23 protein-coding genes and 1 pseudogene are annotated in these 23,111 nt (G+C 71.4%); 17 read left to right on the top strand and 7 right to left on the bottom strand.

The annotated features are described in order from the left end of the window. The first annotated feature begins 544 nt into the window (after positions 1-544). Together ACWIHY_RS29730 and ACWIHY_RS29725 are read left to right on the top strand one after the other, a co-directional pair. Positions 545-1,930 carry an FAD-binding oxidoreductase gene (locus ACWIHY_RS29730; RefSeq protein ID WP_454378985.1) on the top strand — a complete coding sequence of 462 codons (1,386 nt, stop codon included), beginning with the start codon at positions 545-547 and terminating at the stop codon, positions 1,928-1,930. 54 nt (positions 1,931-1,984) lie between these two features. Further along, positions 1,985-2,881 (top strand): arginase family protein, encoded by an 897-nt coding sequence (locus tag ACWIHY_RS29725; protein ID WP_454378984.1) that lies wholly within the window; start codon positions 1,985-1,987, stop codon positions 2,879-2,881. A 108-nt stretch (positions 2,882-2,989) separates the two neighbouring features. On the opposite strand, the gene ACWIHY_RS29720 is transcribed toward ACWIHY_RS29725, so the two are convergent. Next, positions 2,990-3,745: an aquaporin gene (locus tag ACWIHY_RS29720; RefSeq protein WP_454378983.1), complete on the bottom strand. Its 756-nt coding sequence runs from the start codon at positions 3,743-3,745 to the stop codon at positions 2,990-2,992. Between the two features lie 313 nt (positions 3,746-4,058). Between ACWIHY_RS29720 and ACWIHY_RS29715 the strand changes: the two genes are divergently transcribed. Beyond that, on the top strand, positions 4,059-4,220 hold the full coding sequence (locus ACWIHY_RS29715) for a hypothetical protein (RefSeq protein WP_454378982.1): 162 nt from the start codon (positions 4,059-4,061) through the stop codon (positions 4,218-4,220). Positions 4,221-4,253: 33 nt separating this feature from the next. Here ACWIHY_RS29715 and ACWIHY_RS29710 read toward each other — a convergent pair whose 3' ends face one another. Further along, positions 4,254-4,997 carry an SIR2 family NAD-dependent protein deacylase gene (locus tag ACWIHY_RS29710; RefSeq protein WP_454378981.1) on the bottom strand — a complete coding sequence of 248 codons (744 nt, stop codon included), beginning with the start codon at positions 4,995-4,997 and terminating at the stop codon, positions 4,254-4,256. A gap of 117 nt (positions 4,998-5,114) precedes the next feature. Between ACWIHY_RS29710 and ACWIHY_RS29705 the strand changes: the two are divergent. The 7 genes and pseudogenes from ACWIHY_RS29705 to ACWIHY_RS29675 form a co-directional block, all read left to right on the top strand. Then, positions 5,115-5,371, top strand: a pseudogene (locus ACWIHY_RS29705) (histidine phosphatase family protein); the annotation flags it as partial. A 135-nt stretch (positions 5,372-5,506) separates the two neighbouring features. Next, positions 5,507-5,749, top strand: coding sequence for a DUF6296 family protein (locus ACWIHY_RS29700; RefSeq protein ID WP_454378980.1), 243 nt, complete (start codon positions 5,507-5,509; stop codon positions 5,747-5,749). Positions 5,750-5,910: 161 nt separating this feature from the next. Next, positions 5,911-6,780, top strand: coding sequence for a GNAT family N-acetyltransferase (locus tag ACWIHY_RS29695; RefSeq protein ID WP_454378979.1), 870 nt, complete (start codon positions 5,911-5,913; stop codon positions 6,778-6,780). 134 nt (positions 6,781-6,914) lie between these two features. Then, positions 6,915-7,244 carry a hypothetical protein gene (locus ACWIHY_RS29690; RefSeq protein ID WP_454378978.1) on the top strand — a complete coding sequence of 110 codons (330 nt, stop codon included), beginning with the start codon at positions 6,915-6,917 and terminating at the stop codon, positions 7,242-7,244. Between the two features lie 153 nt (positions 7,245-7,397). Next, complete coding sequence (locus tag ACWIHY_RS29685; RefSeq protein ID WP_454378977.1) at positions 7,398-8,129, top strand: class E sortase; 732 nt, start codon at positions 7,398-7,400, stop codon at positions 8,127-8,129. 110 nt (positions 8,130-8,239) lie between these two features. Continuing rightward, a complete protein-coding gene (locus tag ACWIHY_RS29680; RefSeq protein ID WP_454378976.1) occupies positions 8,240-8,527 on the top strand; it encodes a hypothetical protein in 288 nt (95 codons plus the stop codon). Between the two features lie 286 nt (positions 8,528-8,813). Continuing rightward, on the top strand, positions 8,814-9,572 hold the full coding sequence (locus ACWIHY_RS29675; protein WP_454378975.1) for a hypothetical protein: 759 nt from the start codon (positions 8,814-8,816) through the stop codon (positions 9,570-9,572). A gap of 175 nt (positions 9,573-9,747) precedes the next feature. On the opposite strand, the gene ACWIHY_RS29670 is transcribed toward ACWIHY_RS29675, so the two are convergent. Both ACWIHY_RS29670 and ACWIHY_RS29665 read right to left on the bottom strand, forming a co-directional pair. Next, the gene (locus ACWIHY_RS29670) at positions 9,748-10,185 is read right to left on the bottom strand and encodes an Asp23/Gls24 family envelope stress response protein (protein WP_454378974.1); all 438 of its coding nucleotides are present in this window, start codon (positions 10,183-10,185) and stop codon (positions 9,748-9,750) included. 91 nt (positions 10,186-10,276) lie between these two features. After that, complete coding sequence (locus ACWIHY_RS29665; RefSeq protein ID WP_454378972.1) at positions 10,277-11,035, bottom strand: DeoR/GlpR family DNA-binding transcription regulator; 759 nt, start codon at positions 11,033-11,035, stop codon at positions 10,277-10,279. A gap of 73 nt (positions 11,036-11,108) precedes the next feature. Here ACWIHY_RS29665 and ACWIHY_RS29660 point away from each other — a divergent pair, with 73 nt between their 5' ends. From ACWIHY_RS29660 to ACWIHY_RS29645, 4 genes are all read left to right on the top strand, one after another. Continuing rightward, a complete protein-coding gene (locus ACWIHY_RS29660) occupies positions 11,109-12,314 on the top strand; it encodes an MFS transporter (protein ID WP_454378971.1) in 1,206 nt (401 codons plus the stop codon). Positions 12,315-12,607: 293 nt separating this feature from the next. Continuing rightward, positions 12,608-14,497 (top strand): protein-arginine deiminase domain-containing protein, encoded by a 1,890-nt coding sequence (locus ACWIHY_RS29655; RefSeq protein WP_454378969.1) that lies wholly within the window; start codon positions 12,608-12,610, stop codon positions 14,495-14,497. A 194-nt stretch (positions 14,498-14,691) separates the two neighbouring features. Then, positions 14,692-14,847 (top strand): DUF6131 family protein, encoded by a 156-nt coding sequence (locus ACWIHY_RS29650; RefSeq protein WP_454378968.1) that lies wholly within the window; start codon positions 14,692-14,694, stop codon positions 14,845-14,847. A 102-nt stretch (positions 14,848-14,949) separates the two neighbouring features. Continuing rightward, complete coding sequence (locus tag ACWIHY_RS29645; protein WP_454378966.1) at positions 14,950-15,816, top strand: YhjD/YihY/BrkB family envelope integrity protein; 867 nt, start codon at positions 14,950-14,952, stop codon at positions 15,814-15,816. A 104-nt stretch (positions 15,817-15,920) separates the two neighbouring features. Here ACWIHY_RS29645 and ACWIHY_RS29640 read toward each other — a convergent pair whose 3' ends face one another. Further along, positions 15,921-16,547: a hypothetical protein gene (locus tag ACWIHY_RS29640; RefSeq protein WP_454378964.1), complete on the bottom strand. Its 627-nt coding sequence runs from the start codon at positions 16,545-16,547 to the stop codon at positions 15,921-15,923. Positions 16,548-16,727: 180 nt separating this feature from the next. Between ACWIHY_RS29640 and ACWIHY_RS29635 the strand changes: the two genes are divergently transcribed. Next, the gene (locus ACWIHY_RS29635) at positions 16,728-18,086 is read left to right on the top strand and encodes a helix-turn-helix domain-containing protein (protein WP_454378963.1); all 1,359 of its coding nucleotides are present in this window, start codon (positions 16,728-16,730) and stop codon (positions 18,084-18,086) included. Positions 18,087-18,345: 259 nt separating this feature from the next. Here ACWIHY_RS29635 and ACWIHY_RS29630 read toward each other — a convergent pair whose 3' ends face one another. Beyond that, positions 18,346-19,248, bottom strand: coding sequence for a LysR family transcriptional regulator ArgP (locus ACWIHY_RS29630; RefSeq protein WP_454378962.1), 903 nt, complete (start codon positions 19,246-19,248; stop codon positions 18,346-18,348). A gap of 69 nt (positions 19,249-19,317) precedes the next feature. On the opposite strand from ACWIHY_RS29630, the gene ACWIHY_RS29625 reads away from it, so the two are divergent. Further along, a complete protein-coding gene (locus ACWIHY_RS29625) occupies positions 19,318-19,941 on the top strand; it encodes a LysE/ArgO family amino acid transporter (protein WP_454378960.1) in 624 nt (207 codons plus the stop codon). A gap of 100 nt (positions 19,942-20,041) precedes the next feature. Further along, positions 20,042-22,210, top strand: a complete 2,169-nt coding sequence (locus tag ACWIHY_RS29620) for a SpoIIE family protein phosphatase (RefSeq protein WP_454378958.1) — start codon at positions 20,042-20,044, stop codon at positions 22,208-22,210. A gap of 19 nt (positions 22,211-22,229) precedes the next feature. Here the strand turns inward: ACWIHY_RS29620 and ACWIHY_RS29615 are convergent, their stop codons facing one another. After that, the gene (locus ACWIHY_RS29615; protein ID WP_454378957.1) at positions 22,230-22,985 is read right to left on the bottom strand and encodes a sulfite exporter TauE/SafE family protein; all 756 of its coding nucleotides are present in this window, start codon (positions 22,983-22,985) and stop codon (positions 22,230-22,232) included. Positions 22,986-23,111: the final 126 nt, after the last annotated feature.

The following is a 23,111-nucleotide window of genomic DNA, read 5'->3' as shown; positions in this document are numbered from 1 at the left end:
TTGGGGTTCGAGTGGCGAGCCAGAACTGACTATCTGCCGAACATGATCCATCGCACCATGCTCCCAGATCACCGCACTTTCGAAACACGCCCTAGGGCGTCACGCCCGCCGGCCGTCCAGAGGTGCCTCCGCGAGGACAGCCCGCCAGTCGTACGGCGAACGGCCCCATGCGGCGGGACGCGTCGTGAACGCAGCGCTTTGCCAGCCGAGTTCGCGCACGTGGGCGCGGCGCGCCGCACGTCGTTGAGCACGTGCAGCGCGGACGCGGGCGGTGGTTCCCCCAGCAGGTGGTTCCCGAGGGCGGCCGCCCCGCTCAGCACCGAACTTCGAGGTGCGCCCGCCGCCGGTGACGGGCGCCCAGTGGCGGAATTGCGCGGCTCTCCGACCGGCGGGATGCTGGAGAGGTCAGCCCTCCGGCGTGCGATCCGCCTGTGGCAAGGCTGAACGGGGGTGCCGGGCGCCGGCACACGACCGCTCACCGGCGGGCCCAGCAGGGGAGAGGCCGGGTGGGAAGCGGTTCCGCGTCTCGGCAAGGAGAAAGCACATGGACGGGAGAACTCTGGAAGCGATGCGGACCGCGCTGCGTGGCCCGGTCATCGCCCAGCAGGACCCGGAGTACGACCAGAGCCGCACGATCTACAACGCCATGATCGACCGCCGCCCGGCCGCCTTCGTGCGGTGCGCGGACGCGGCGGACGTCATGGACGCGGTCAACTTCATCCGCGACAACGGGCTCGAAGTCGCCGTCCAGGGCGGCGGGCACAGCGGCCCGGGCCTGGGCCTGGTGGAAGACGGCGTCACCATCGACCTGTCGCCCATGCGCGGGGTACGCGTCGACCCTGCCGCGAAAACCGCGCAGGTCGGCGGCGGCAGCCAACTGGGCGACCTGGACCACGCAGCCCACGGCTTCGGCCTGGCGACGCCCGCCGGCATCATGTCGACGACGGGCGTCGGCGGGCTCACCCTCGGCGGTGGTCACGGCCACCTCACCCGCAAGTACGGTCTTGCGGCGGACAATTTGCTGGCGGCGGACGTCGTACTCGCCGACGGAAGCTTCGTCACCGCGAGCCGGACCGAGCACCCGGACCTGTTCTGGGCGCTGCGCGGCGGCGGCGGGAACTTCGGCATCGTCACCTCGTTCGGCTTCCGGCTGCATCCGGTGGACACAGTGGGTGTCGGGATCACCGTGTGGCCGGTCGACAGCACCCGCGAGGTGCTGCGGTGGTACCGCGACTTCCTGCCCCGGGCGCCCGAGGATCTGAACGGCTTCTTCGCCGCGCTCACCATTCCGCCGGGCCCGCCCTTCCCGGAAGAGATCCACGGCCAGAAGATGTGCGGAGTCGTGTGGTGCTGGACAGGTGATCCGGACCGCGTCGACGAGACCCTCGCGGCCGTGAACGACGCCGGCCCGCCGGCCTTCCACTTCACGGCACCGATGCCCTACCCCGCGCTGCAGTCCATGTTCGACGAACTGATGCCCACCGGCCTGCAGTGGTACTGGCGCGGGAACTTCTTCGACCGGATCACGGACGAAGCCGTCGACGTGCACGCCAAATACGCCGAAAACCTTCCCACCGACCTCTCGACCATGCACCTCTACCCGGTGGACGGGGCCGCGAGCCGCGTCGGCCCGGACGACACCGCGTGGAGTTACCGCGACGCCGTCTGGTCCGGTGTCATCGCCGGCATCGACCCCGACCCCGCCAACGCCGAGGCGCTCAAGCAGTGGTGTGTCGACTACTGGGAAGAGCTGCACCCGCATTCCATGGGCGCCGGTTACGTCAACTTCATGGGAGTCGGCGAACGTCAGGACCGGGTCAGGGCCACCTACCGTGACCACTACGACAAACTGGCGGCGATCAAGCGGACGTACGATCCGCACAACTTCTTCCACGCCAACCAGAACATCGAGCCGGCGGAGCAGTACTGACCGCACGGACCCGCAGCAGCATGCCGCCTCTTCCGCGAACGAAGGGGTCCGGAGGTGCAGCAACCAGCCATCATCGAGGCACCGTCCGTACTCGGGCTGAGGCCGTCCGGCGTACAGGACCTGCCGGCCGCCCTGCTCGCCACCGGCCTCCCCGAGCACCTCGGGGCTGTGCCGGCCGGCCGGGTCGAAGCGCCGGTGTACGATCCGCGGCGCGACGGTGACACGGGGGTCCTCAACCCGGTCGGGATCGCGCGGTACTCCGTGCAACTGGCCGACAGGGTCGGCGGTGTCCTGGGCCGTGGCTGCTTTCCCGTGGTTCTCGGCGGTGACTGCAGCATTCTGCTCGGCAACCTTCTCGCCCTGCGCCGCCGCGGCCGCTACGGGCTGCTCTTCCTCGACGGCCACACCGACTTCTACCAGCCGTCGGCGGAGCCGGCCGGCGAGGTCGCCTCGATGGAACTCGCCCTGGCCACGGGGCGCGGACCGTCGGCGCTCGCCGACCTCGAAGGCCGCGGACCCCTCGTACGGGACGAGGACGTCGTGGCCTTCGGCTTCCGCGACTGCGCAGAGTCCGCGGCGGCCGGGATGCAGCCGCTGCCGCCGGGGCTGCTCGCGATCGGCCTCGACGGCGTGCGCGCGGCCGGCGCGGCCGCGGCAGCGCGGCGGGCGGTCGACCGGCTCACCGCCGGGGGGAGCGCAGGATACTGGGTCCACCTCGACGTCGACGTACTGGACGACGCGGCCATGCCGGCGGTGGACTACCGGCTCCCCGGCGGGCTGAGCTGGGAGGAACTGGAGACCGTGCTGCGGACCGCGCTCGCCGACGAACGGGCCCGCGGATTCGACATCACCATCTTCAACCCCCGCCTCGACCCCGACGGGACGATCGCCGTCCGCCTCACCGAGTGTCTGGGCCGTGGGCTGTCGGCCCGGACGGGCCGGGGGAGTTGAGGCAGTCGCCCAAGCGGCGAGCAGGCACAGAGGTGGCCGCGGCGCCCACCTCTGTGCCGGAGCGACCGACCTTGTGTTCACTCACGATCGAGCGGTTGCCAGGACGCGTCACGCACGCCGCCAGAGTGACCACCCCCGCGAACTGCCGCTCAGCGACGGGCCGCTGGACCGAGAGCACGCGACGGGCGGCCCGTAGAGGACGGTCGCCAGGACGGCGCCGAGGAGGCCGCCGAGGAGCTGGGCGGCGACGAACCCGGGGAGTGATGCCGGGGCGATGCCGGTGAGGGAGTCGGTGAGGGCGCGGCCGGCCGTCGCCGCGGGGTTCGCGAAGGACCCCGACGAGGTGAACCAGATGGCCGCGGCGATGTACGAGGCGACCGCGACCGGGGCCAGCTGTGCGCGGCCTATGCGGTCCAGCCCGTACACCACCAGCACCAGTCCGGCCGTGGCGACCGCTTCGCCGATCAGCAGGTGCCCGGCCGACCGCACCTGGGTGGACCAGACGCCGGGTGTCCGGCCGAACATCGCCTCGGCCAGCAGGCCGCCTGCCACGGCCCCGGTGAGCTGAGCGGTGATGTAGACAGCGACCTCGCGGCCGTTGAAGCGGGCGTCGCCACGCCGCTGGGACCACCAGACGAAGAGCGTGATCACCGGATTGAGGTGAGCCCCGGAAAGGGGGCCGAACAGGACGATCAGCAGCCCGAGCCCGACCGCCGAGGCCAGTGCGTTGGCGAGGAGCTGGACTCCGGCGTCCTGACTGAGGCCGGCGGCCTGGATGCCCGAGCCGACGATGACCGTCACCAGAGCCGCGGTCCCCACCAGCTCGGCGGCCGCTCGCCGTGGCAGTGCCTTGTCGATGCCCATGTGTGGTCCCTCCCCGGATCCAATTTAGTGGAAAATATATTCCGTATCTTGGAAATGGTGGAGAGAGGGTTCCATGAGGGCCTCCGTCGACCCAGGAGCACCCCGCGGCGCGGCCGCCGGCAGCGCGTTCTCCGGAAGCGGATGCCGACGGGGCACCTGCCCTGAAGCGCGCGGCGGCCACGCCGTAGGCTGCGGGGCGCGGAGTCCGGTACGGGGGCGGCCTGCTCCGGCGCACCAGAGACCACCTACACTCGTCCTCTTGTTCCGGCTGCCGCCAGAATCCGCACGACCGACTTGAAGGGTTCTCTTCGACGTGAGTTCCGCAAACCGTGCCGAGGCACCGATCTATGCAGGCCTCGTGGAGGAGCGGGGCGATGTACCTGCCGAGGTACGCCAGGCCGCCGAGGAGACGCTTCGCGAGGTGGAGCAGGCCATGGACTTCAGCTCCGTGCGTGCGGCGGCGAGGCGCTGGTAGCACCGCGCCGGCCCGCTCGTAACGGGCCGGCTCTCAGGCCGCCAAGTGCTGCAGTACGGCGGGCAGCGCGGTCCCGATGGGCTCGCGCACGACCTCGTCGGCCAGCTCGTCATAAGGCGTCGGCTCGCCGTTGACGACGATGAGCCGTGCCCCGTACTCCGTCGCGATCCCCGCGAGTGAGGCGGCCGGCTGCACCTTGAGGCTGGTGCCGACGGCCACGAACACATCGCTCGCCCTGGTGATCGCCAGAGCATCGCTCATCACCACGGGGTCGAGCCGCTGCCCGAACATCACCGTGGCCGACTTGAGGATGCCCCCGCACGCGAGGCAGTGCGGGTCCTCCTCGCCCGCTCTCACCCGGTCCAGCGCCTCCTCCATCGGAGAGCGGGCGTGGCAGCCGGTGCACACCGTCGACCGGGCGCTCCCGTGCAGTTCGAGCACCTTGCGGGCGGGCAGGCCGGCGAGCTGGTGCAGCCCGTCGACGTTCTGCGTGAGAACCCGGACCGGAACGCCCGAGCGTTCCAGCTCGGCGATCGCCCGGTGGGCGTCGTTCGGCCGGGCCCGCCGCGCCGGACTGTCGAGCCGCATGCGCCAGGCACGGCGCCGGATGTCCGGGTCGGCCATGTAGAAGTCGTACGTCACGAGCTTCGCGGCCGCCGGATCCCGCGTCCACAGGCCGTTCGGCCCGCGGTAGTCGGGGATGCCGGAGTCCGTGGAGATCCCGGCCCCGCTGAGAACCGCGACCAGCGGCCGCCGCTGCGCGCCGTTGTTGCTCATACGGGCGAGCGTAGGCGCCGGTCGCGGCGACGTCGACGCATTTGTACGTGAGCACGCCGTACGCAACCGGGGGGCCGTCCCCGGCGTCCATCTGCTCGACGCACAAGATCAAGGATCTTCTCGGGGCCGGCGGAGGGTGACCGGCCCCGCCACGAACTGGTCGTCTCACTCACAACTTCCTCATCGGCTGGCTGGTCCGGGCCGCCCACGACGCGCCCCGGTGGCGCTGGATGGGGCTCAGCCATGGAAACGCCGCCCTGACAGTCATCCGGTACGCCCCCGGAAGGCCGTCCTCCGTGCTCTGCCACAACGACACACGGCACCTGCCGGTGGAACTGCGGTGGACCGGCTTTCCGCCCGAACTCCACGTCTGAACGAACGGCCGCGCAGCTCCTGCGCGGGACGACGGCAGGCGCCTGTCGTCCCGGGAGGCGGCCCCCGTCCGTCATGCGCGACCATGGGTGCGTGAGTGCGGCGTAACGGCTTCTTCTCGAGGAGGCGACGACGACATGGGCAGGTCCGATCGCTACGAATTGGTATTCGTCCATCCGGGCGCACCGGCAGCCGTTCCGGACGCGGCGGATGTCGTGGAAGTGCACCGAACGGACCGGAGCGGGCCCGGTGGCCATCCGGTGTACGCGGACGACACCGGCATTGTCCTGGCCGAGATCAGCGACCGTGACGAGGTACGGATGCTCGCCAGCGGCGGGCACCAGGACCCTGCGGCGGCGGTCCAGGTCCGCCCGGCATAGGTCGGCGCGCACCGTCCTCCCCTTCCTGCGGGACAACGGCCGTCAGCCGGCCGGTTGCCGCCTGTCCGATGTATGCGTTTGATGGAGGGGGAGCTGCTGACCTCCGGGCCCGGAAGGGCCTGTGCGGGAACGAGGAGCGGGAACGGCTTCGGCGAGGAGAGGTGGATCGGATCGTGGGTCTCGTACTGCGCCCCGGGAGGCCGGACGACGCCGCGGAGTGCGGCAGGATCTGTTTCGACGCGTTCTCCGGCATCGCCCTGGAGCACGGCTTCCCCTCCGACGTCCCGGGCGCGGAGGTGGCGAACGGCATGTTCGGGATGCTGCTGACCCACCCCGGCTTCTACAGTGTCGTCGCCGAACTCGACGGCCGGATCGTCGGCAGCAACTTCCTGGACGAGCGGTCGCCCGTCGTCGGCGTGGGGCCGGTCACCGTGGACCCCGCCGTGCAGAACGGCGGCGTGGGGCGCCAACTCATGGAAGACGTCATGCGGCGGGCCGCCGAGCGGAGTGTGCCCAGCATCCGGCTGCTGCAGAGCGGTTACCACTGCCGGTCGTTCGCCCTCTATGCCGGTCTCGGGTTCGAGTTCCGTGAAACCGTGGCCTGCCTGCAGGGGCCGCCGATCGGAGGGACCGTACCGGGGTATGACGTGCGGCCCGCGACGGATGCGGATGTCGCGGCCTGCAACGAGGTGTGCCGCAGGGTCCACGGAACCGACCGTGGCGGCGAACTGACCGACGCGCTCGGGCTGGGCACGGCCCGCGTGAGCGAACACGGCGGGCGGATCACGGGTTACGCGACGGACCTGTCCTTCTTCGCCCACGCGGTCGGCGAGACCACCGAGGACGTCAGGGCTCTCATCGCGGCGGCCCCCGCCTTCGGTGGCCCCGGCATTCTGGTCCCCGCGTCCAACAGCGCGCTGTTGCAGTGGTGTCTGCGAAACGGCCTCAAAGTGCAGCAGCTGATGAGCGTGATGACGATCGGGCTCTACAACGAACCGGCCGGGGCGTATCTGCCCTCCGTCCTCTACTGACTTCGCCGTTCCTGATTTACCTGTGGTGTGACGAGATGTCATTGGGGGCGTTCGGGTGGTTGGCGGCTCCGAGCGCAACTGGGCGGCGCCGTACGGGACTCCTGTCGGTCAGAGACGACACCCTGGAGGTTCCGATGAACAGCACGCAGGTTCCCGCACACTCGCTGACGACGCCCCGGTGGGCGCTGGACCCGTACCGCTTCCACGGCCTGGAGTACGGCGACGAGCAGAACGCGGCGCGAGACGTCTTCGAGGACGACGACTACGTCCTCCCGGCGCCGCACCGCGACCAGCGGCTCCCCTTCACGCTCGAGGCCGCCGACAAACGCCGTCTCGACCTCCACGCAGCCCTGACCACCGCAGGCATCGCACCCGTGCCCGGCGATCTCGAAGCCATCGGCGTGCTCAGCGGGCTCGACGACACCACGGTCGGCACGCTGCTGCGATGGATCGCCGGCCCCTGACGCGCTCGAATCGAACGATCGTGCGATCCCGTGCCTGGCTCTCCCGAGCCATGACGCCGGGACGGGAACACCCGATCGGCCCGAATTGTTCTGGTGGAAAGCCGGCCGCCCTCGGCGTCGCCCTGTCCGACATCCCCCCAGATCGGGAATGCCATGTTCAGTCCCCGTCCTGTCCCGGCCGCCCTCGCCGGCGCGCTCATCGTCGTACTGGTGGGCTGCGTCGGCGGCAGCAGCGACGGCGCGTCCGGCAAACCCGCGGACTCTCCGGTCGCGGTGCTCTCACCGGACACCGCCTCGGCGACGATCACCGGGCCGGCGCCCTCCTCGTCCTCTGCCGAGCCGGCCGTACGCAAGACCAGCACGCGGCACCAGACCGCGTTGCTGGCCATCCCGTCGATCGGCCTCAGGGACCTGCGTGTCGTCCCGTACGAGGGAACCACCGACGACTGGGCCGGTACGCGCATCCAGGACCGTGGCGTGGCCGCCAGCCCGTACGGCGAGGAAGGCGGCGTCGGCCCCGGCGAGGTCGGCAACTACCTCGTCACGGCACACCGCCTCTCCGCCGGCGGGCCGCTGCGCGACCTCCCGTCCGTCGGCGAGGGTGACTCCGTGTTCGTCGCCGCGGGCGGCAAGGTGTACGAGTACAAGATCACCGAGACCAGGTCGACATCCTTCCGCTCGGAGCGGTCGCTGGCCGAACAGCGGGCCGCGGTGCCGGGATCGCCCGGCAAGCAGCCCACCAGGGCGATGATCACGATCTCCACCTGCGCGACGCCGGAGGACGACGCGGCCGGGAACTTCTGGCGCGACGACAGGGGCAACCCCGAGCATCGGATCGACAAGATTGGCGTGCTGGCCTCGTCCCGGGCGGCGTCGGGCGAGTAGCCGGCCGGACGTTGAGTGCGCGGTCGAACATCGGCGTACGCGATGTGGCCTGCGGGTGATGGGTGCGGGGCAGCCGTGTCCGTGCGGCGGCCCCGGACGTTGCTCAGGTCGTGATCAAAACAAAGAGTGTCCTCGCCGTCGTAGCCCTTGCCGCCGGAGTCTCGGCCCTCGCCGCCCCGGCCGCGAGCGCCGCCGACTCCTCCGGCGGGTACTTGCTGTCGGTGCCCGACGCGCTCGACGACATCGGCGCGAGCGCCGTGCCGGCCGACCGCCGGGCCGACGTCCCGTCCGTCACCGGCCAGCTCAACGGGCTCAGCCAGCTGGACAAGCTCGGCGAGCTCCAGCAGTTCACCGGCCTGGTCTCGCCCGTCACCGGGCTGCTTCCCGCCGTCGAGTAGCCGCTGCGCCGACGGCGTTGGCCGTCGGCGCACCACCACGCCCGGGACGCCGGGGGCGGCCCGCCCCCGGCGTCCCATGCGTGCTGAAGGTTGTACGGGAACGCGTCTCAATTGGGTGGCCCTGGGATTGCGTCGGCGTCACGATCACCGTGACGGGGCGAATTCGTTGATCATCGGGCGGGTGGAGGCCGTAGATTCGGTGCTCACAACAGATACCGCGTGTCACCGGACGTGTGAACTTCGCGCGGGGGGAACGTTGTTCACCGATCCAGAGGGATGCTCTTTCATGCGCCGCACCATTGTCCGCCGTACCGCCGTCGCCGCGTCCGCGGTTTCACTCGCCCTGCTCGTCAGCGCCTGTGGGTCCGGCGACGCCCCCGCCGATGACACCGCCGGCGAGGCCGCCGCGGGCGGGTCCACCGCCGCGAAGGCACTGTCGCAGAGCGAGCTGGACAAGCTCGCGCTGGTCGAGAGCGACCTCAAGAACCACAAGATCTCCAAGGCGACCAAGGCGGACCTCGCCGCGGCGAAGACCGTCACCACCGACAAGGCCGAGTGCGAGCCGCTCGTCGACGCGATGGTGCTCCGGCCCGTGGGGACGCCCGCTGCGACCTCGCTGCGCAAGGTCGTCGCTCTGCCGCCCGAGCCCGACAAGGACGCCACGCCCGAGGAGAAGCTGAAGGCCGGCCTGGACGCCCTCAGCGGGACGATTACGTCCGACACCCTCGGCTCGTACGACGGCAAGGGCGCCTCGGACGCCTTCGCGAAGCTCCGCACCGCGGGCGAGGCCTGCGCTGGCGGCTTCAGCCTGATCGTCGGTACGGACAAGACGAAGTTCACCAAGGTCACCCCGGCCACCTACACCAGTGGTGACGAGGCGGTCGCCTTCACCGTGACGGCCGACCTGGACGGCGAGACCGGCACGGCCCACCTGGTGGCGGTCCGCAAGGGCAACACGCTCGCGTCCTTCTACGCCCAGGGCCTCACGGGCAAGGCGGAGCAGCCGAAGGCGGTCATCGGCGCACAGGTGGCCAAGCTCGGCTGACCCCTCCCGGACCGAACCGCCCCCGCCCCGGCATCTCGCCGGGGCGGGGGCGCGCTCGTGTTCGGGCGAGCACGTCACGGGCGAGGTTCGCAGGGGAGATCTTCACGGGCACTGATCAAACCGGACACGGAGCGGATCGGTCCGTCACCGGTATCCGTCCGCTCCACCAGCCCGGCTACCGGATCCGTGGCTGTTCTTCTTCCCCTTCTTCCTCTTCGTCCGGAAGTTGCACGTCGCTGACCGCGATGTTGACCTCGACGACTTCCAGGCCTGTCATCCACTCGACCGCGGAGATGACGCTCTCCCGCACGGAACGGGCGACGTCCTTGATCGAGACGCCGTAGTCGACGACGATCTCCAGGTCAACGGCCGTCTGCTTCTCGCCCACTTCGACTTTGACCCCCCGCGAAACGGACTTCGCGGTGCCGGGCACGCGCTCCCGTGCCGCTCCGAAGGCCCGGGAGACTCCGCTGCCCATGGCATGGACGCCTGCCACATCGCGGGCCGCCATTCCGACGATCTTCTCGACCGCGCTGTCGGCGATGGTGGTGCGTCCCCGGCTGCCGGGGTCGCCGTGCTTCCCGCCGAGGTTCTGGTTTCCGGTATCGGTCATAGCCGGTCGTTCCTTTCCAAGGAGACGAGCTTGCCACCGTTCTTCCACGTTAGGCCCGTATGGCCGCCGATGCTCACGGACGGCGGACCGCTCAGACTTTCCGCACGGTCACACCCGCCGCGGCCAGCGCACCGGTCTCGTTGTCGGACGCGGCTTCGTCGGTGACGACGACATGCAGGGCGGACGCGGGCGCGACAAAGGCGAGAGCGGTACGGGAGAGCTTGGTGGACTCGGCCACGGCGATGACCCGGCGTGAGGCGTCGATCGCGGCGCGCTTGACGGCGGCGTCGTCCAGGTCGTACGCGGTCAGGCCGTCCGCGGGGGTGAGTCCGCAGCAGCCGATCACGGCGGTGTCGAAGCGCAGTGCGGCCAGCGAGGCGGTCGTCAGGGGGCCGGTCAGTGCCAGCTCGCCCGCTCGCGGGCGCCCGCCCGGCACCAGCAGGGTCAGCTGAGGTGCCCCGGCGAGCGCGTTCACACCGTGGAGGGACAGCGGCATCACGGTCAGGCGGCGGGGCTCCAGCGCGCGGGCCACTTCCAGGCAGGTGGTCCCGCTGTCCAGGACGACGGACTCGCCGTCGGCGATCAGCGCGGCGACCTCGGCGGCGATCCGCTGCTTGATGTCCAGACCCTCCCGCGCGCGAAGCGCGAAGGGGGGCTCGTCGCCGTACAGCAGGAGGCTCCTCGCCCCTCCCCGGTAGCGCTCGAGCACACCCTGCTCGGCCAAGACCTCCAGGTCGCGGCGGACGGTCATCTCCGAAGCACCGGTGAGTTCGGCGAGCTCCGCGACGCCCATGCGGCCCGCCTCGCGTACGGCCTCGGTGATCTGCCTCCATCGTTCTGTGCTCGCCATACCGTCATTGAACATCTAGGGCGTTTGAAAAGCAATCTTTCAAACACTGAGATTGTTCGTTATGTTCGTCCGCATGGAGAAAACACTGCGAGCCGGCAGGTCGGCCACCTTCGCCTACTTCGCCTTGAACGGCTTCCTCATGGGGATGTGGATCGTCCACATCCCCGCCGTCGAGCACCGTGCGGGGACAAGCCATGCCGTACTCGGCTGGCTCCTGCTGCTCCTCGGCGCGGGAGCCTTCGCGGGCATGCGGATCGCCGGCCCGCTCACCGACCGCTCCGGCGCCCGCATCGTCGTACCGGCGGGCGCTGCCCTGTGCAGCGCCGCCCTGGTCCTGCCCGGCCTGGCCACCGGCACCTGGACTCTGGGGGCGGCGCTGCTGGTCCTCGGCTTCGGCAACGGCGTCCTGGACGTCAGCATGAACGCCCACGCCGTTCAGGTGGAGCGCGGTTACGGACGTCCCGTCATGTCCGCCTTCCACGCCACCTTCTCCATCGGCGGAGTACTCGCCGCCCTGGTCGGCGCCCGTACGCTCAGCTGGGGCCTGAGCCCCGCGGCGACCCTCGGCGCGGTGGCACTCCTCGGCCTCGCCGTCGCCGCGTCGGCCGCCCCCGCGCTGCTGCGGCCCGGACCGGCCCCCGCACCCGGCCCCACCCATGCGGCGCAGGCCCCCGCCGACGCGGTGAAGACCGGCCGCGCCGCACCCGGGCGCATCTGGGTACTGGCCGCCCTCGCGCTGATGCTCATGCTCTGCGAAGGCGTCGCCAACGACTGGAGCGCGCTCCACCTGCGCGACGTACTCGACGCGCCCGCCGCCACCGCCGCCCTCGCGTACGGAGCCTTCGCCACCGCCATGACCGTCGGCCGGCTGCTCACCGACCGGGTGGCCGCACGCTTCGGCCCCGTGGCCGTCGTCCGGTACGGCGCCTCCGTGGCCGCGCTCGGCCTGACCGTGGCGGCGCTGGCCCCGTGGATCCCCCTGGCGCTGCTCGGCTGGACCATGTTCGGGGCCGGACTGTCCGGCTGCATCCCGCAGCTCTTCAGTGCCGCCGGTCACGCCGACCCGGACGCCGCCGGAGCCAACGTCTCCCGTGTCGCCGGCCTCGGCTACCTCGGCATGCTCGCCGGGCCCGCCGTCATCGGACCCCTCACCCACCTGGTCCCGCTCAACCTCACGTTCTTCCTGCCCGTGGCGTTCTGCGTCGTCGCCGCCTGCACGGCCGGCATCCTGCGCTCTCCGCGCACCACCGCGACCCGGCTCGAGCCGGAGGCCGCATGACCGCCACCGGCGCGGCCACCCGCGAAGGCCGCCACCGGACCGGCAACCACAGGCGTCGGCCGCGTCGTTGAGGACCTGTCCCGCACCCGACGCCAATACCCCAGTACGTGTGACTTCACGTCATGCTCCGGGCCGACACGGCCTCCTCCACCGGTCGCACCCCGGCACACCTCCGGGATGATCCCGGCGCGGGCAGGCAACGGACCGCGCGTTCCTCACCTCTTCGGCTCTGACAGCCGATCATCAGGAAGGGACGACGCATCTTGGGTACGAGCCATGCGAGACACGGGGCAGTGGCCCTCACCGTGATAGGGGCCGTACTGGCGCCCGTATCACCGGCGTTCGCCGCCGACCCGCCCCGGGCCGACCTGCGGGCGGACGTGAACCGGGACGGAAAGGTGGACGTCACCGGCGCGACGGACACCGCCGGGGAGAACAGCTGGTCCGCCCGCACAGGAGCGGTGTTCCTCCCCAACATCGACGACGACACCAAGCGTTGCCCGGTCAAGGGCCCGGACGGCAGGCGGCTGTCGGACGCCAGGCTGGCCGCCTGCAACGACGCGGCCGACGCCAAGGTCAACGGCTCCGGCGACGCGGCCGACCTGGCCCGCGTCCGGTCCGTACCGATGGCGCGCCTGCCCGCCACGGCGACCGGCACGCTGAAGGTCGTGGCCGGCGGCCAGAAGACGCGGGTCTTCGTCAAACGCGCTTCGGGCTGGGCACCGGTCACCGGCAGAACCCGCCTGTCCGCCGCCGAGCTCCGTTCCGGTGTGGAGTTCGGAGTCGAGGGCACCGACGTCATACGCGACAGCGCGGTCTGGGACGGCCGCGCCGTGATCCGCCTGACGGTGACCTCAGGCGGCCGGAGCACCTCGGACGACGTCACGCTGCGCGTCGCCCCGCTGCTCACCCACCACCACCTCCAGAACGCACAGCAGTTGATGGTCACCAAGGTGGCGGGCAGGGACGAGTACGCGCGTCGGCAGCAGGCCTTCGTCAAGGGCCTGGCGGCCGAGGTCGCGTCGGCCGGGATCGACAAGCCGCTGCTGACCTTCGACAAGTACCAGGACATCTGGGCGCAGGACTTCGTCGAGCCCGGCTACGTGAGCATGGCCGGCCCCGGCGGGCGCCGGCAGGCGATGCGCGTGATGCTGCGGTCCGCGCAGGCGGACCGGGAAGCGGGCCGGGAGCTGTTCGAGAAGCTGCGCGGCAACGGCGTGGGGGTGGTGCAGGTGTCCGGAGTCCGTGACTCGGAGGAGTGGACCCTCAACTCCATGGGAAACCTGGAGACCATCCCCCCGTACACCCACGGCGGGCGGTCCTTCCCGGCCGGACGCATCATCATGGGCGAGCGCAAGGACAGCGGCTCGAAGCCCGCGAAGGCGATGCGGACGCTGCTGAAGTCGCAGGGCTTCCAGGACCCGTTGCTGCTCGACACCTCGTGGCTGCACGTGGGCCACGTGGACGAGTTCGTGCAGTTCCTCCCCGCAGACAGCCCGCGCGGCTGGAAGATCGCGATCGCCGATCCCGAAGCGGGACTGCGGCTGCTGCGTGAGGCGCAGGAGGCGGGCCACGGCAGCACACGGATGTTCTCGGTGCCGGGCAGCCGGGGCATGCCCGCCCCCAAGGAGACCATCGATCAGGCGCTCGCCTCCAAGTGGCTGGTGTCCGACAACACCATGGCCGCCGAGCGGATCAAGGCGAACCTGGAGGTGCTCCAGCGCGAGACGGGTGCCACCGACGCCGAGGTCGTACGCGTACCCGCGCTCTACACGCGCGGGACGTCGGAAGAGGGCGAGCGGGGCGACCGCATGCCCAGGCTGACCCGGATGGGCGCCGGCGAGCTGCCGGACGTGGTGCGCGAGTACGGACAGCAGAAGGACCTCGCGCGCCACGCCGACCGCGCGGGGGCGGCCCCGGAAACTGTCATGACCAGCGCCTATGTCCCGGGTGCGGTCAACGGGATCGTGCTCGGCAGGAATCGCTATCTGGCCCCGAGGCAGTGGGGGCCGGTCATCGGCGGCAAGGACATCTTCACTTCCGCCGTGAACGCCGCGTACTCCGGGGCCGGCATGAAGGTGTCGTACCTCGACGACTGGTACACGTACCACCTCGGCGCGGGCGAGGTGCACTGCGGCACCAACACGCTGCGCGATGCGTCCGCCGCGTGGTGGATGCGATAGCCGGGAAGGGCTGACGTTCCGCCGGGTCTCACGTCGGCAGGGGGCCATCCGGCCGGCGCCGGGTTCCGCGCCGATGCCGAGGCACTGTCGCACCGCTGCGGCGTGGACGGCATGGGAGGAATCCAGGTTTGACCCGGTGGCGGCGGGGGACAGGCTCGGTAGAAGGATCGTTCTCGCAAGATCGGGAGGACATCATGATCGTCCTCGGAATCATTCTGCTCATCATCGGTTTCGTGGCCGGTATCGCGTTCCTGTGGACCATCGGGATCATTCTGGTCGCCATCGGGGCCGTCCTCTGGATCCTGGGATCGATGGGGCGCGCGGTCGGTGGACGACGGCACTACTGGTGACGGACCCACCCCGTTCGGGTGTCCCGAGCGCAGCGACGCTCGGGACACCCGTTCGGCGGCACACCGGAGCGGGCACGAGCGCCGACGGGTACTCGACGGAACATGCCCCTGAAATCCGGTGCGCCGAACGACGGCCGCCCGCAGCACAGACATCGGTTCGACCGACTGCAACGGCGGCTGCGGACGTCGGTCGTCGCACTGACCTGGGAGCGCGGGCGTGAGGTGGAGCTGATGCACCGCGCCATGGGCTTCGCGGCGCTCAGCTTCCTCACCCTGGTGCCCCTGCTGGTCGTCGTCGCCGCGGCCGACCTCGCGAGCGGGCAGGGCTTCGCCCGATGGCTGGTGGCGGGGCTCGGGGTGTCCGAGGTGTCGCAGGCGGAGGTCGAGGAGCTGTTCGGCCGGCCGGGGCAGGCATTGCAGCGCACCACGGCCTTCGGCCTCGCCGCGCTCGCCACGTTCGGCGTGACCTTCGGCTCCGCTGTACAGACCGGCTACGAACGCGTGTGGGCCCTGCCGACGGCGCGTTGGCACACGATGTGGCGCCACGTCGTCTGGCTGGCCATGCTGGTCGCCGCCCTCCTGCTCTTCGTCAAGACTCCGACCCCAGACGGGTCGCCCACGATCGTGACCATGCTGGTGGCCGTCGGCGATGTCATCGGCTTGTTCTTCTTCTTCTGGTGGTCGCAGCGCATGCTGCTCTGCGGACGGATCCGCTGGCGCGCGCTGGCGCCGGGGGCCGCCCTGACGGCTGTGGGGCTGCTCGGGCTGCGGATCTTCTCGCAGTTCGTCTTCTCGCCGCTGATCGCGTCGAACGCGGTGACGTACGGCCCGTTCGGGACCGTGCTGGTCCTGCAGTCCTGGCTGGTGGGCGTGGGATTCGTGGTGTACGGCGGATCGCTGGTCGGACGGCTCGTCCACGAAGGGCGGGTACGGCGCAGGCTGCAACGTACGCTGGTGGAACCGAACTGACCGACCGTACGCCCCGCGACCGACGCTGCCGGATGCCAGGGTTCCGTCCCGCCGATGCGCAGGGGCGGCGCGCCGCTGCCGGACGGCGCGCCGCCCCCGGCCGTTCAGCGGTAGAGCTTGTCGACCGCGGTGCGGGTGGTGGTCTTGAACCCCTTCAGCGGAGCGTCCCGCAGGTCGCCGAGCCGGCCCCACTGCACATAGGTGACCGTCCGTCCGTCGCGCCCCACGGAGAACAGGTTGATGTCCGTACTGCCGACCTCCGGGTCCTCGGTGTCCAGGCTGTAGACGTACGCACCCTCCTCGACCGCCAGCTTGCCGTGGTAGGCGCTGCTCGCCTCCGTCGAGGGGTACTGGCGCTCGACGCGTTCGGCGCAAGCGGCGAAGGCCCGGCGCAGGTTGGTGACGAGCTGCGCGGCTCGGGCGGTGGTCGAGGCGACCGTCGTGATCTGCAGACCCCCGGTGTCGAGCTCGGTACGGAAGACCCGGTGGCTGGTACCCCTGGCGGGCAGAGCGCCAGGAGCACAGAACGCGCCCCCTTCCGGCAGGCCCCTGGTGACCCGCCCCGCCGACCACGGGGTGGAGGAGGCGGGCATCTGCCCGGCACTCAGGAACGCGGGAGCAGCGGGCGAGGCCGTACTCGGGGCCGCGCCGGCCGGGGAGAGCGGGGCGCCGGCGAGAACCAGGCCGACGGCGGCGAACGAGGTGGCGAGTGTCGTGCGGAAAGCAGGCATGGACGGAATATCCCCCGTTGCAGTGGTTGGTGACGACGCTGATCAGCTTCGGCGCGGCACGGCCGCCGGCGCAAGGGCAACGCGGGTGTACGGCAGGGTGGAACCATTCCACCCCCGCTGACGTGGGGATATGAGGGTGGGGTGGAACGCCGCCCGGGACGGGCAGAGGGCGGGGCACGGATGGGCGCGTCGAGGGAAGCCGAAGTCGAGGAGTTCGCGGAGCGGGTACGCGGCCTCAAGGAACGCTCCGACCGGAGTTACGGCGCTCTGGCCCGGCGCCTGGGCGTGAGCGCCTCCACGCTGCACCGGTACTGCTCGGGCGAGGCCGTACCCGCTCACTTCGCACCGGTCGAACGACTGGCACGGCTGTGCGGGGCCGCACCGCAGGAAATGCTCCAGTTGCACCGGCTGTGGATCCTCGCGGACGCGGTCCGGCGGCCGCAGACGCCGCGGAAGGCGGCCGCGCCGGCCGGGGAAGAGACGGGCCCGGCTCCGGCCGCCGCGCCCGGCCCGACGCCCGGCAGCCCCGAGCCCGACGTCACCACGGCCGCAGTTCCCGTGCCGCGCCCGGACGTTCGCCTCCGCAGGGTGGTTCTCGCCGCGGCCGCCGTCGCCGTCGCCGCCACCGGGGTGGCGGCGCTGGCCTTCGCCGGGCCCGGAGCCGGGAGCACCGACGGCCGGCGTCCTGCCGCCGCCGACAGCACCGACAGCACCGACAAGGCCGGCCGTGCCGACGGCTCCACCGACGGCCGCACCGGATCGCCCCCGTCCGGCAGCCTGAGCGCACCCCCGGGCAAGTCCGGCCCCACAGCGTCCAGTACGACACCGTTGCCCTCGGAGCCGGGGAACGCCACGCCCGCCACCGGCGCCCCCCGCCCGACCCGGAAGCCGAGCGGCACAGCCGACGCGGCCCCCGGTGTCCCGTTCGCCTGGACCGCCGATTCCGAGGTCTGGCAGAGCGGATGCGACCATCACTACCTGATCGACCGCGGCCCGGACCGCGTCCCCCCGCCGCCGGTGGAACAGGACGCCGAGCCGTGGGCGCGTTCCCTGGACGCGGTGCACGGCGGAGACACCAACGTGCGCGTCTCCCTCCGGGGCACGTCCGAGAAGGCGGTGGTACTGGAGGCACTGCGCGTACGTGTCACCGAACGCGACTCGCCCGTCCGGCGGAACGTCTACGGGATGAGCAACGGGTGCGGCGGCGCGCTCAGCCCGCGCCACATCGACGTCAACCTCGACGCCCCACGCCCCGTCGCCCGCTCGGTCGCGGGCTTCGACGGTGTGGCGGGAAGCCCGATTCCCGCGGTCTCGTTCCCGTACACCGTGTCGGCCTCGGACCCGGAGGTACTGCTGGTGAACGCCAGGACGGCCGACTGCGACTGCCGCTGGTACCTGGAACTGGAGTGGAGCAGCGGCGCTCGCTCCGGCACGGTCCGCATCAGCGACAACGGCCGCCCCTTCCGCACCAGCGGAACCAAGGGAATGCCGCGCTACGCGTATTCGGCCACCGAGCACCTCTGGGTCACGAGCCGATGAGCGGTCAGTGCTCGGGCCGTCAGCGCTGGAGCAGGTTGCAGACGAAGTCTTCCTGTACTTTCCGCACCTTCGCCAGGAGTTCCGGCTTGTTGTCCTTGTTCACCTGAGTGGTGAGGGAAAAGGTCAGCGAACGCTCGCCGTCCGGAGTGGCGGCCGCGAGCCGGGTGCAGCCGGGGAAGTGCCCATGTGCCCGTACACGCGGTGCGCACAGGGCGGCCGGGGGAGTGGCGGGCGGGGAGAAACCCGCAGGCGGGCCTCCTCAGGCCGGGGTGCGCAGCGCCTCGGTGGCGGTGGCGGCGACGGCGTCCGCCACAGCTGCCAGGGCCGGCGAGTCCAGCTTCCACTGCTGCCAGAACAGCGGAACGTCCACGGGCCGGGCGGGGGCGAGCAGGGTGAACGCACCGGAGCGCAGCAGTGGTTCCGCCTGGGGTTCCGGCACCAGGCCCCAGCCGAGACCGGCGGCCACCGCGTCGCAGAATCCCTCCGACGTGGGCACGTAGTGGCGCACCGGGCCCGCGCCCCGCCCGCCGTGCGTGAGCGACCGTACGAACGCGTCCTGGAGGTCGTCGCGGCGGTCGAAGACGATCACCGGGGCGTCACGCAGATCGCGCTCCAGCGGCCCGGTCAGGTGGCGCGCGGCGAAAGCGGCGGTGGCCACCGGCAGGTACCGGGCCAGGCCCAGGCGGCGTACGGTGCATCCCGCGACCGCGTCGGGGGACGACGTGACCGCCGCCATCACCTGGCCTTCGCGCAGCAGGGCCGTGGTGTGGGCCTCGTCCTCGCGGTGCAGCTCGAAACAGACCGGCGGGTCCTGGGGGACACGGGTCAGCGCCGGCAGGAACCACGTGGCGAGGGAGTCCGCGTTGACCGCGATGGGCAGCCGCGCCGGGCCGAGCTCGTCGGCGATCCCCAGCTCCGCCCGAGCGTCCAGTTCCAGCCGGGCCAGCTGGCGCGCGAACCGCACCACGACCTGCCCGGACTCCGTCGGGCGCACCGGTTTCGTCCGCATCAGCAGCACCCGGCCGGTGCGCTGCTCCAGCGCCTTGATGCGCTGGCTGACCGCCGAGGGGGTCACGTGCAGGGCGGCCGCGGCGGCGTCGAAGGTGCCCTCGTCCACTGCCGCGAGCAGCGTACGGACCAGGTCCAGGGGAAGCTCATCCATCACAAATGCTAAGGGTACGTTAGAAACTTTAGCTGTACTGATGAGCGGATGATCCATACCGTCGGTCCCATGACCCACGGAATCACCACGGCGGCACTCGTCGGCTTCGGCACCGGACTTTCCCTCATCGTCGCCATCGGCGCGCAGAACGCCTTCGTTCTCCGCCAGGGGGTCCGGCGGCACGCCGTCCTCGCGGTGGTCGTCATCTGCGCCGTGTCCGATGCGGTCCTCATCGCACTCGGCGTCTCGGGGGTGGGAGCCGTGGTCACCGCATGGCCTGCCGCCCTGACCGTGGTCGGCCTGGCCGGCGGCGCCTTCCTGATCTGTTACGGAGTCCTCGCCGCCCGGCGTGTGCTGTGGCCCGCTCCCGGCGCGGCCCTCACGGCGCAGGGCGCCTCGGCCGGCTCCGCCCGGAAGGCCGTGCTGACCTGCCTCGCGATGACCTGGCTCAACCCGCACGTCTACCTCGACACGGTCCTGCTGATCGGCTCCGTCGCCGCCGACCACGGCTCGCTGCGCTGGGCATTCGGGCTCGGCGCCGTACTGGCCAGCCTGACCTGGTTCACCACTCTCGGTTACGGGGCCCGCCTGCTCAGCGGCCTGCTGGCCCGCCCTGCGGCCTGGCGGGTCCTGGACGGTCTGGTCGCCGCCACCATGGTCACGATGGGGGGCATGCTGGTGGCAGGCGCCTGACAGCCGGCGCGTCACGGTGCGGGTGCGATCTCGACTGTTCCGGGCGTAACGTCCAGAGATGACATGTCTTGTGGTGTTCTGTGGGAGAAGCCGGTAGCCCATGGTTGCGCAGGAGGATGAGACCGGACAACCGGAAGTACTGGACCGACTGCTGTCCCGGGTACTGCGCGAGTCCGGCGCGTACGGCGGTGGAATCTACGTCATGACGTCGAACGGCCAGGTGCTGTCCGCCGTGGTGCTCGCCGGAGTGCCGTCCAACCTCGCGATGCCGTGGGCCAGGGTGGGGATGTCCGCCTCCGGGCCCTTGGCGGAGGCGGTGCGGGAAGGCCGCCTGGTGTGGGTCGGGGCGGAAGGAGAGCTCGCCCGCCGCTATCCGCGGATCGGCCTCGCGCTGCCGTACTCGTTCGCCCTCGCGGCCGCGCCCGCGGTCAGCGCGCAGCGGACCTGGGGAGGGCTGCTCCTGCTGTGGCCGGGCTCCCACCCGCTGGTGATCGAGCCGGAGCGGCAAAGTGCGATCATGAAGGCATCCGGATACGTCGGCGCGGCCCTGCGACGCGCGGAGGAGAGCGGCCGTCCGATCCTGCCCCGGCCCGAACCGAGAATCGTCCCGGTGCCGCGGCGCCGCATGGTCACCCAGGCCGAGTCGCTGGCGGCGGTCGACTTCACCGAGCGGCTCCCGGAGGGCTGCTGCGCCCTCGACCTCGAGGGCCGGATCACCTTCATCACCCCGACCGGCGCGGACCTGGTCGGCAGCACCGTACCGGCGCTGCTCGGAACCCGGCCGTGGGAAGCCCTGCCCTGGCTGGACGACCCCGTGTTCGAGGACCGCTACCGGTCGGCCGTGATGAGCCGCAACCCCACGTCGTTCACGGCCCGGCGCCCGGACGACCTGCGACTGACCTTCGAGCTGTACCCCGACGCTCGGGGAATCAGCGTGCGTATCGCCAGGTCCCGCCTGGCCGGCGCGGGAGCGGGAGCCGGGGGCGCGGCGGAGCTCGGAGTCGTGGCCGCATCCCCTCCTGCGCCCGCCTCCGCCGTACCGTCGGGCGCGGGAGCCGCGCCGCCCCGGGCGGGCGTGCTCTACCAACTGGCCCATCTGGCGGCCGCGCTCACCGAGGCTCTCAGCGTGCCCGACGTGATCAGGCTGGTGATCGACCAGATCGCCCCCAGCTTCGGAGCGCACGCGGTCGCCCTGTTCGCCGTACAGGCCGACCGGCTGCGCCTGCGAGGCCACCACGGCTATGCGGCCCAGGAGATGGACCACCTGGACGGCGTACGGCTGTCGCCCGACCACCCCGGCGGCCGCGCGGTGATCACGGCAGAACCGGTCTTCTACGCCTCCCGCCGCGATCTCCAGGGCGACTTTCCCCGCGCGCTGGAGGAGGACAGCAACCATGCCTGGGCCTTCCTGCCCCTCGTCGCCGCGGGCCGCTCCATGGGCTGCTGCGTACTGGCATACGACCGGCCCCACGTCTTCGGTCACGACGAACGGGCCCTGCTGACCGCGTTCAGCGGCCTTGCCGCGCAGGCGCTGGACCGCGCGCATCTGTACGACACCAAGAGCGGACTCGCCCGCAGCCTGCAGGCCAGCCTGCTGCCGCACGAACTGCCGGCGCTGACCGGCCTCCAGACGACGGCCCGGTATCTGCCGGCCACCCGGGGCATGGACGTCGGCGGCGACTTCTACGACCTGGTGCGACTCGACGACACCACGGCCGCCGCCGTCATCGGAGACGTCCAGGGCCACAGCGTCACCGCCGCCGCCCTGATGGGACAGGTCCGTACCGCCGTCCGGGCCCACGCCATCGCCGGAGCGGCCCCCGACGATGTCCTCGCCCGCACCAACCGCCTGCTCACCGACCTGAATCCCGGACTGTTCACCAGCTGCCTGTACGTCCAGATCGACCTCGCCCGCCGGCGCGCGTGCCTGGCGACCGCGGGACACCTCCCGCCCCTCCTGCGCCACCCCGACGGGCGCACGGAGAGCGTCGCCGTGCCCCCCGGCCTGCTGCTCGGCATCGACCCGGCGGCCGAGTACCAGGCCATGGACATCGCCCTGCCGCCCGGCGCCGTACTCGCACTTTTCACCGACGGCCTGGTGGAAAGGCCCGGCGCCGACATCGAGGACTCGACCGCCGGTCTCGCCGCCGTCCTGAGCGACGAGGCCCGGGACCTCGACACCCTCGCCGACACACTCACACGACGCGCGAGCCCGACGTCCGACCGCACGGACGACACCGCGCTGTTCCTGCTGCGCATGGCGCCGTAGTAGCCGGCGGTGCGAGAGGCTATCGCACAGTCATGACCCCGGCGGCGGTGATGCCGACGGTGACGATGACAGCGCGCAGGGCGGCCGGCGTCAGTTTGCGTCCGAAGCGGGCGCCCAGGATGCCGCCGAGGGTGGAGCCGGCGGCGATCACTGCGGCGATCGTCCAGTCGACGTGGGCGAGCGCGACGAAGACGACGGCCGCGACTCCGTTCACGACGGACGCGAGGACGTTCTTCGCGGCGTTCAGCCGCTGCAGATCGTCGCGCAGGAAGCTTCCGAAGAGGCCCATGAGCAGGACCCCTTGGGCAGCGCCGAAGTAGCCTCCGTAGATCCCCGTGCCCAGGATGCCGAACCAGAGCGGGGCGCCGCCGTCGTCGCGCCGCAGGCCCTGACGACGCAGCAGCCATCGGCTGATCCAGGGCTGCAGCAGTACCAGAACACAGCCTGCCAGGATCAGTACGGGCACTATCGCTTCGAACGTCCCGGCCGGCAGCTTCAGCACGAGCAGTGCGCCGACCAGGCCGCCGATGAGCGAAGCGGCGCCGAACCGGACCAACCGGCGGGCCTGCCCCTTGAGTTCCCTGCGGTAGCCGTACGCGGCGCTGAGCACGCCCGGTACCAGGCCGATGGTGTTCGCCACATTGGCCACCACCGGAGGACAGCCGAGGGCGAGCAGCGTGGGGAACGTGATGAGGGTCCCGGACCCGACCACCGCGTTGATTCCGCCCGCGGCGATGCCGGCGGCCCCGATGGCCGCTACCTCGATTGCTTGCACAACTCACCTTCCGAAGGGCGCTCACAGAGGCGGGTCGGCACCTGTTCGGGGTGGGTGCGGCGGTCCGGACCGCCGCCCCCACCCCGGACAGGTTTCCCCCCGGGGGCCGGCCAGATGCTCGTTGAC

This window comes from Streptomyces sp. NPDC055287, from assembly GCF_053646035.1.
This window is presented reverse-complemented; position numbering and strand designations above follow the sequence as displayed.

What these genes read in the sequence shown, in the direction of transcription:
- ACWIHY_RS29730 (WP_454378985.1), top strand. Translation starts at nt 545, where the DNA reads ATGGACGGGAGAACTCTGGAAGCGATGCGGACCGCGCTGCGTGGCCCG.
- ACWIHY_RS29720 (WP_454378983.1), bottom strand. Translation starts at nt 3,745, where the DNA reads ATGGGCATCGACAAGGCACTGCCACGGCGAGCGGCCGCCGAGCTGGTG.
- ACWIHY_RS29710 (WP_454378981.1), bottom strand. Translation starts at nt 4,997, where the DNA reads ATGAGCAACAACGGCGCGCAGCGGCGGCCGCTGGTCGCGGTTCTCAGC.
- ACWIHY_RS29700 (WP_454378980.1), top strand. Translation starts at nt 5,507, where the DNA reads ATGGGCAGGTCCGATCGCTACGAATTGGTATTCGTCCATCCGGGCGCA.
- ACWIHY_RS29690 (WP_454378978.1), top strand. Translation starts at nt 6,915, where the DNA reads ATGAACAGCACGCAGGTTCCCGCACACTCGCTGACGACGCCCCGGTGG.
- ACWIHY_RS29685 (WP_454378977.1), top strand. Translation starts at nt 7,398, where the DNA reads ATGTTCAGTCCCCGTCCTGTCCCGGCCGCCCTCGCCGGCGCGCTCATC.
- ACWIHY_RS29675 (WP_454378975.1), top strand. Translation starts at nt 8,814, where the DNA reads ATGCGCCGCACCATTGTCCGCCGTACCGCCGTCGCCGCGTCCGCGGTT.
- ACWIHY_RS29670 (WP_454378974.1), bottom strand. Translation starts at nt 10,185, where the DNA reads ATGACCGATACCGGAAACCAGAACCTCGGCGGGAAGCACGGCGACCCC.
- ACWIHY_RS29665 (WP_454378972.1), bottom strand. Translation starts at nt 11,035, where the DNA reads ATGGCGAGCACAGAACGATGGAGGCAGATCACCGAGGCCGTACGCGAG.
- ACWIHY_RS29660 (WP_454378971.1), top strand. Translation starts at nt 11,109, where the DNA reads ATGGAGAAAACACTGCGAGCCGGCAGGTCGGCCACCTTCGCCTACTTC.
- ACWIHY_RS29650 (WP_454378968.1), top strand. Translation starts at nt 14,692, where the DNA reads ATGATCGTCCTCGGAATCATTCTGCTCATCATCGGTTTCGTGGCCGGT.
- ACWIHY_RS29645 (WP_454378966.1), top strand. Translation starts at nt 14,950, where the DNA reads ATGCCCCTGAAATCCGGTGCGCCGAACGACGGCCGCCCGCAGCACAGA.
- ACWIHY_RS29640 (WP_454378964.1), bottom strand. Translation starts at nt 16,547, where the DNA reads ATGCCTGCTTTCCGCACGACACTCGCCACCTCGTTCGCCGCCGTCGGC.
- ACWIHY_RS29635 (WP_454378963.1), top strand. Translation starts at nt 16,728, where the DNA reads ATGGGCGCGTCGAGGGAAGCCGAAGTCGAGGAGTTCGCGGAGCGGGTA.
- ACWIHY_RS29630 (WP_454378962.1), bottom strand. Translation starts at nt 19,248, where the DNA reads ATGGATGAGCTTCCCCTGGACCTGGTCCGTACGCTGCTCGCGGCAGTG.
- ACWIHY_RS29625 (WP_454378960.1), top strand. Translation starts at nt 19,318, where the DNA reads ATGACCCACGGAATCACCACGGCGGCACTCGTCGGCTTCGGCACCGGA.
- ACWIHY_RS29620 (WP_454378958.1), top strand. Translation starts at nt 20,042, where the DNA reads ATGGTTGCGCAGGAGGATGAGACCGGACAACCGGAAGTACTGGACCGA.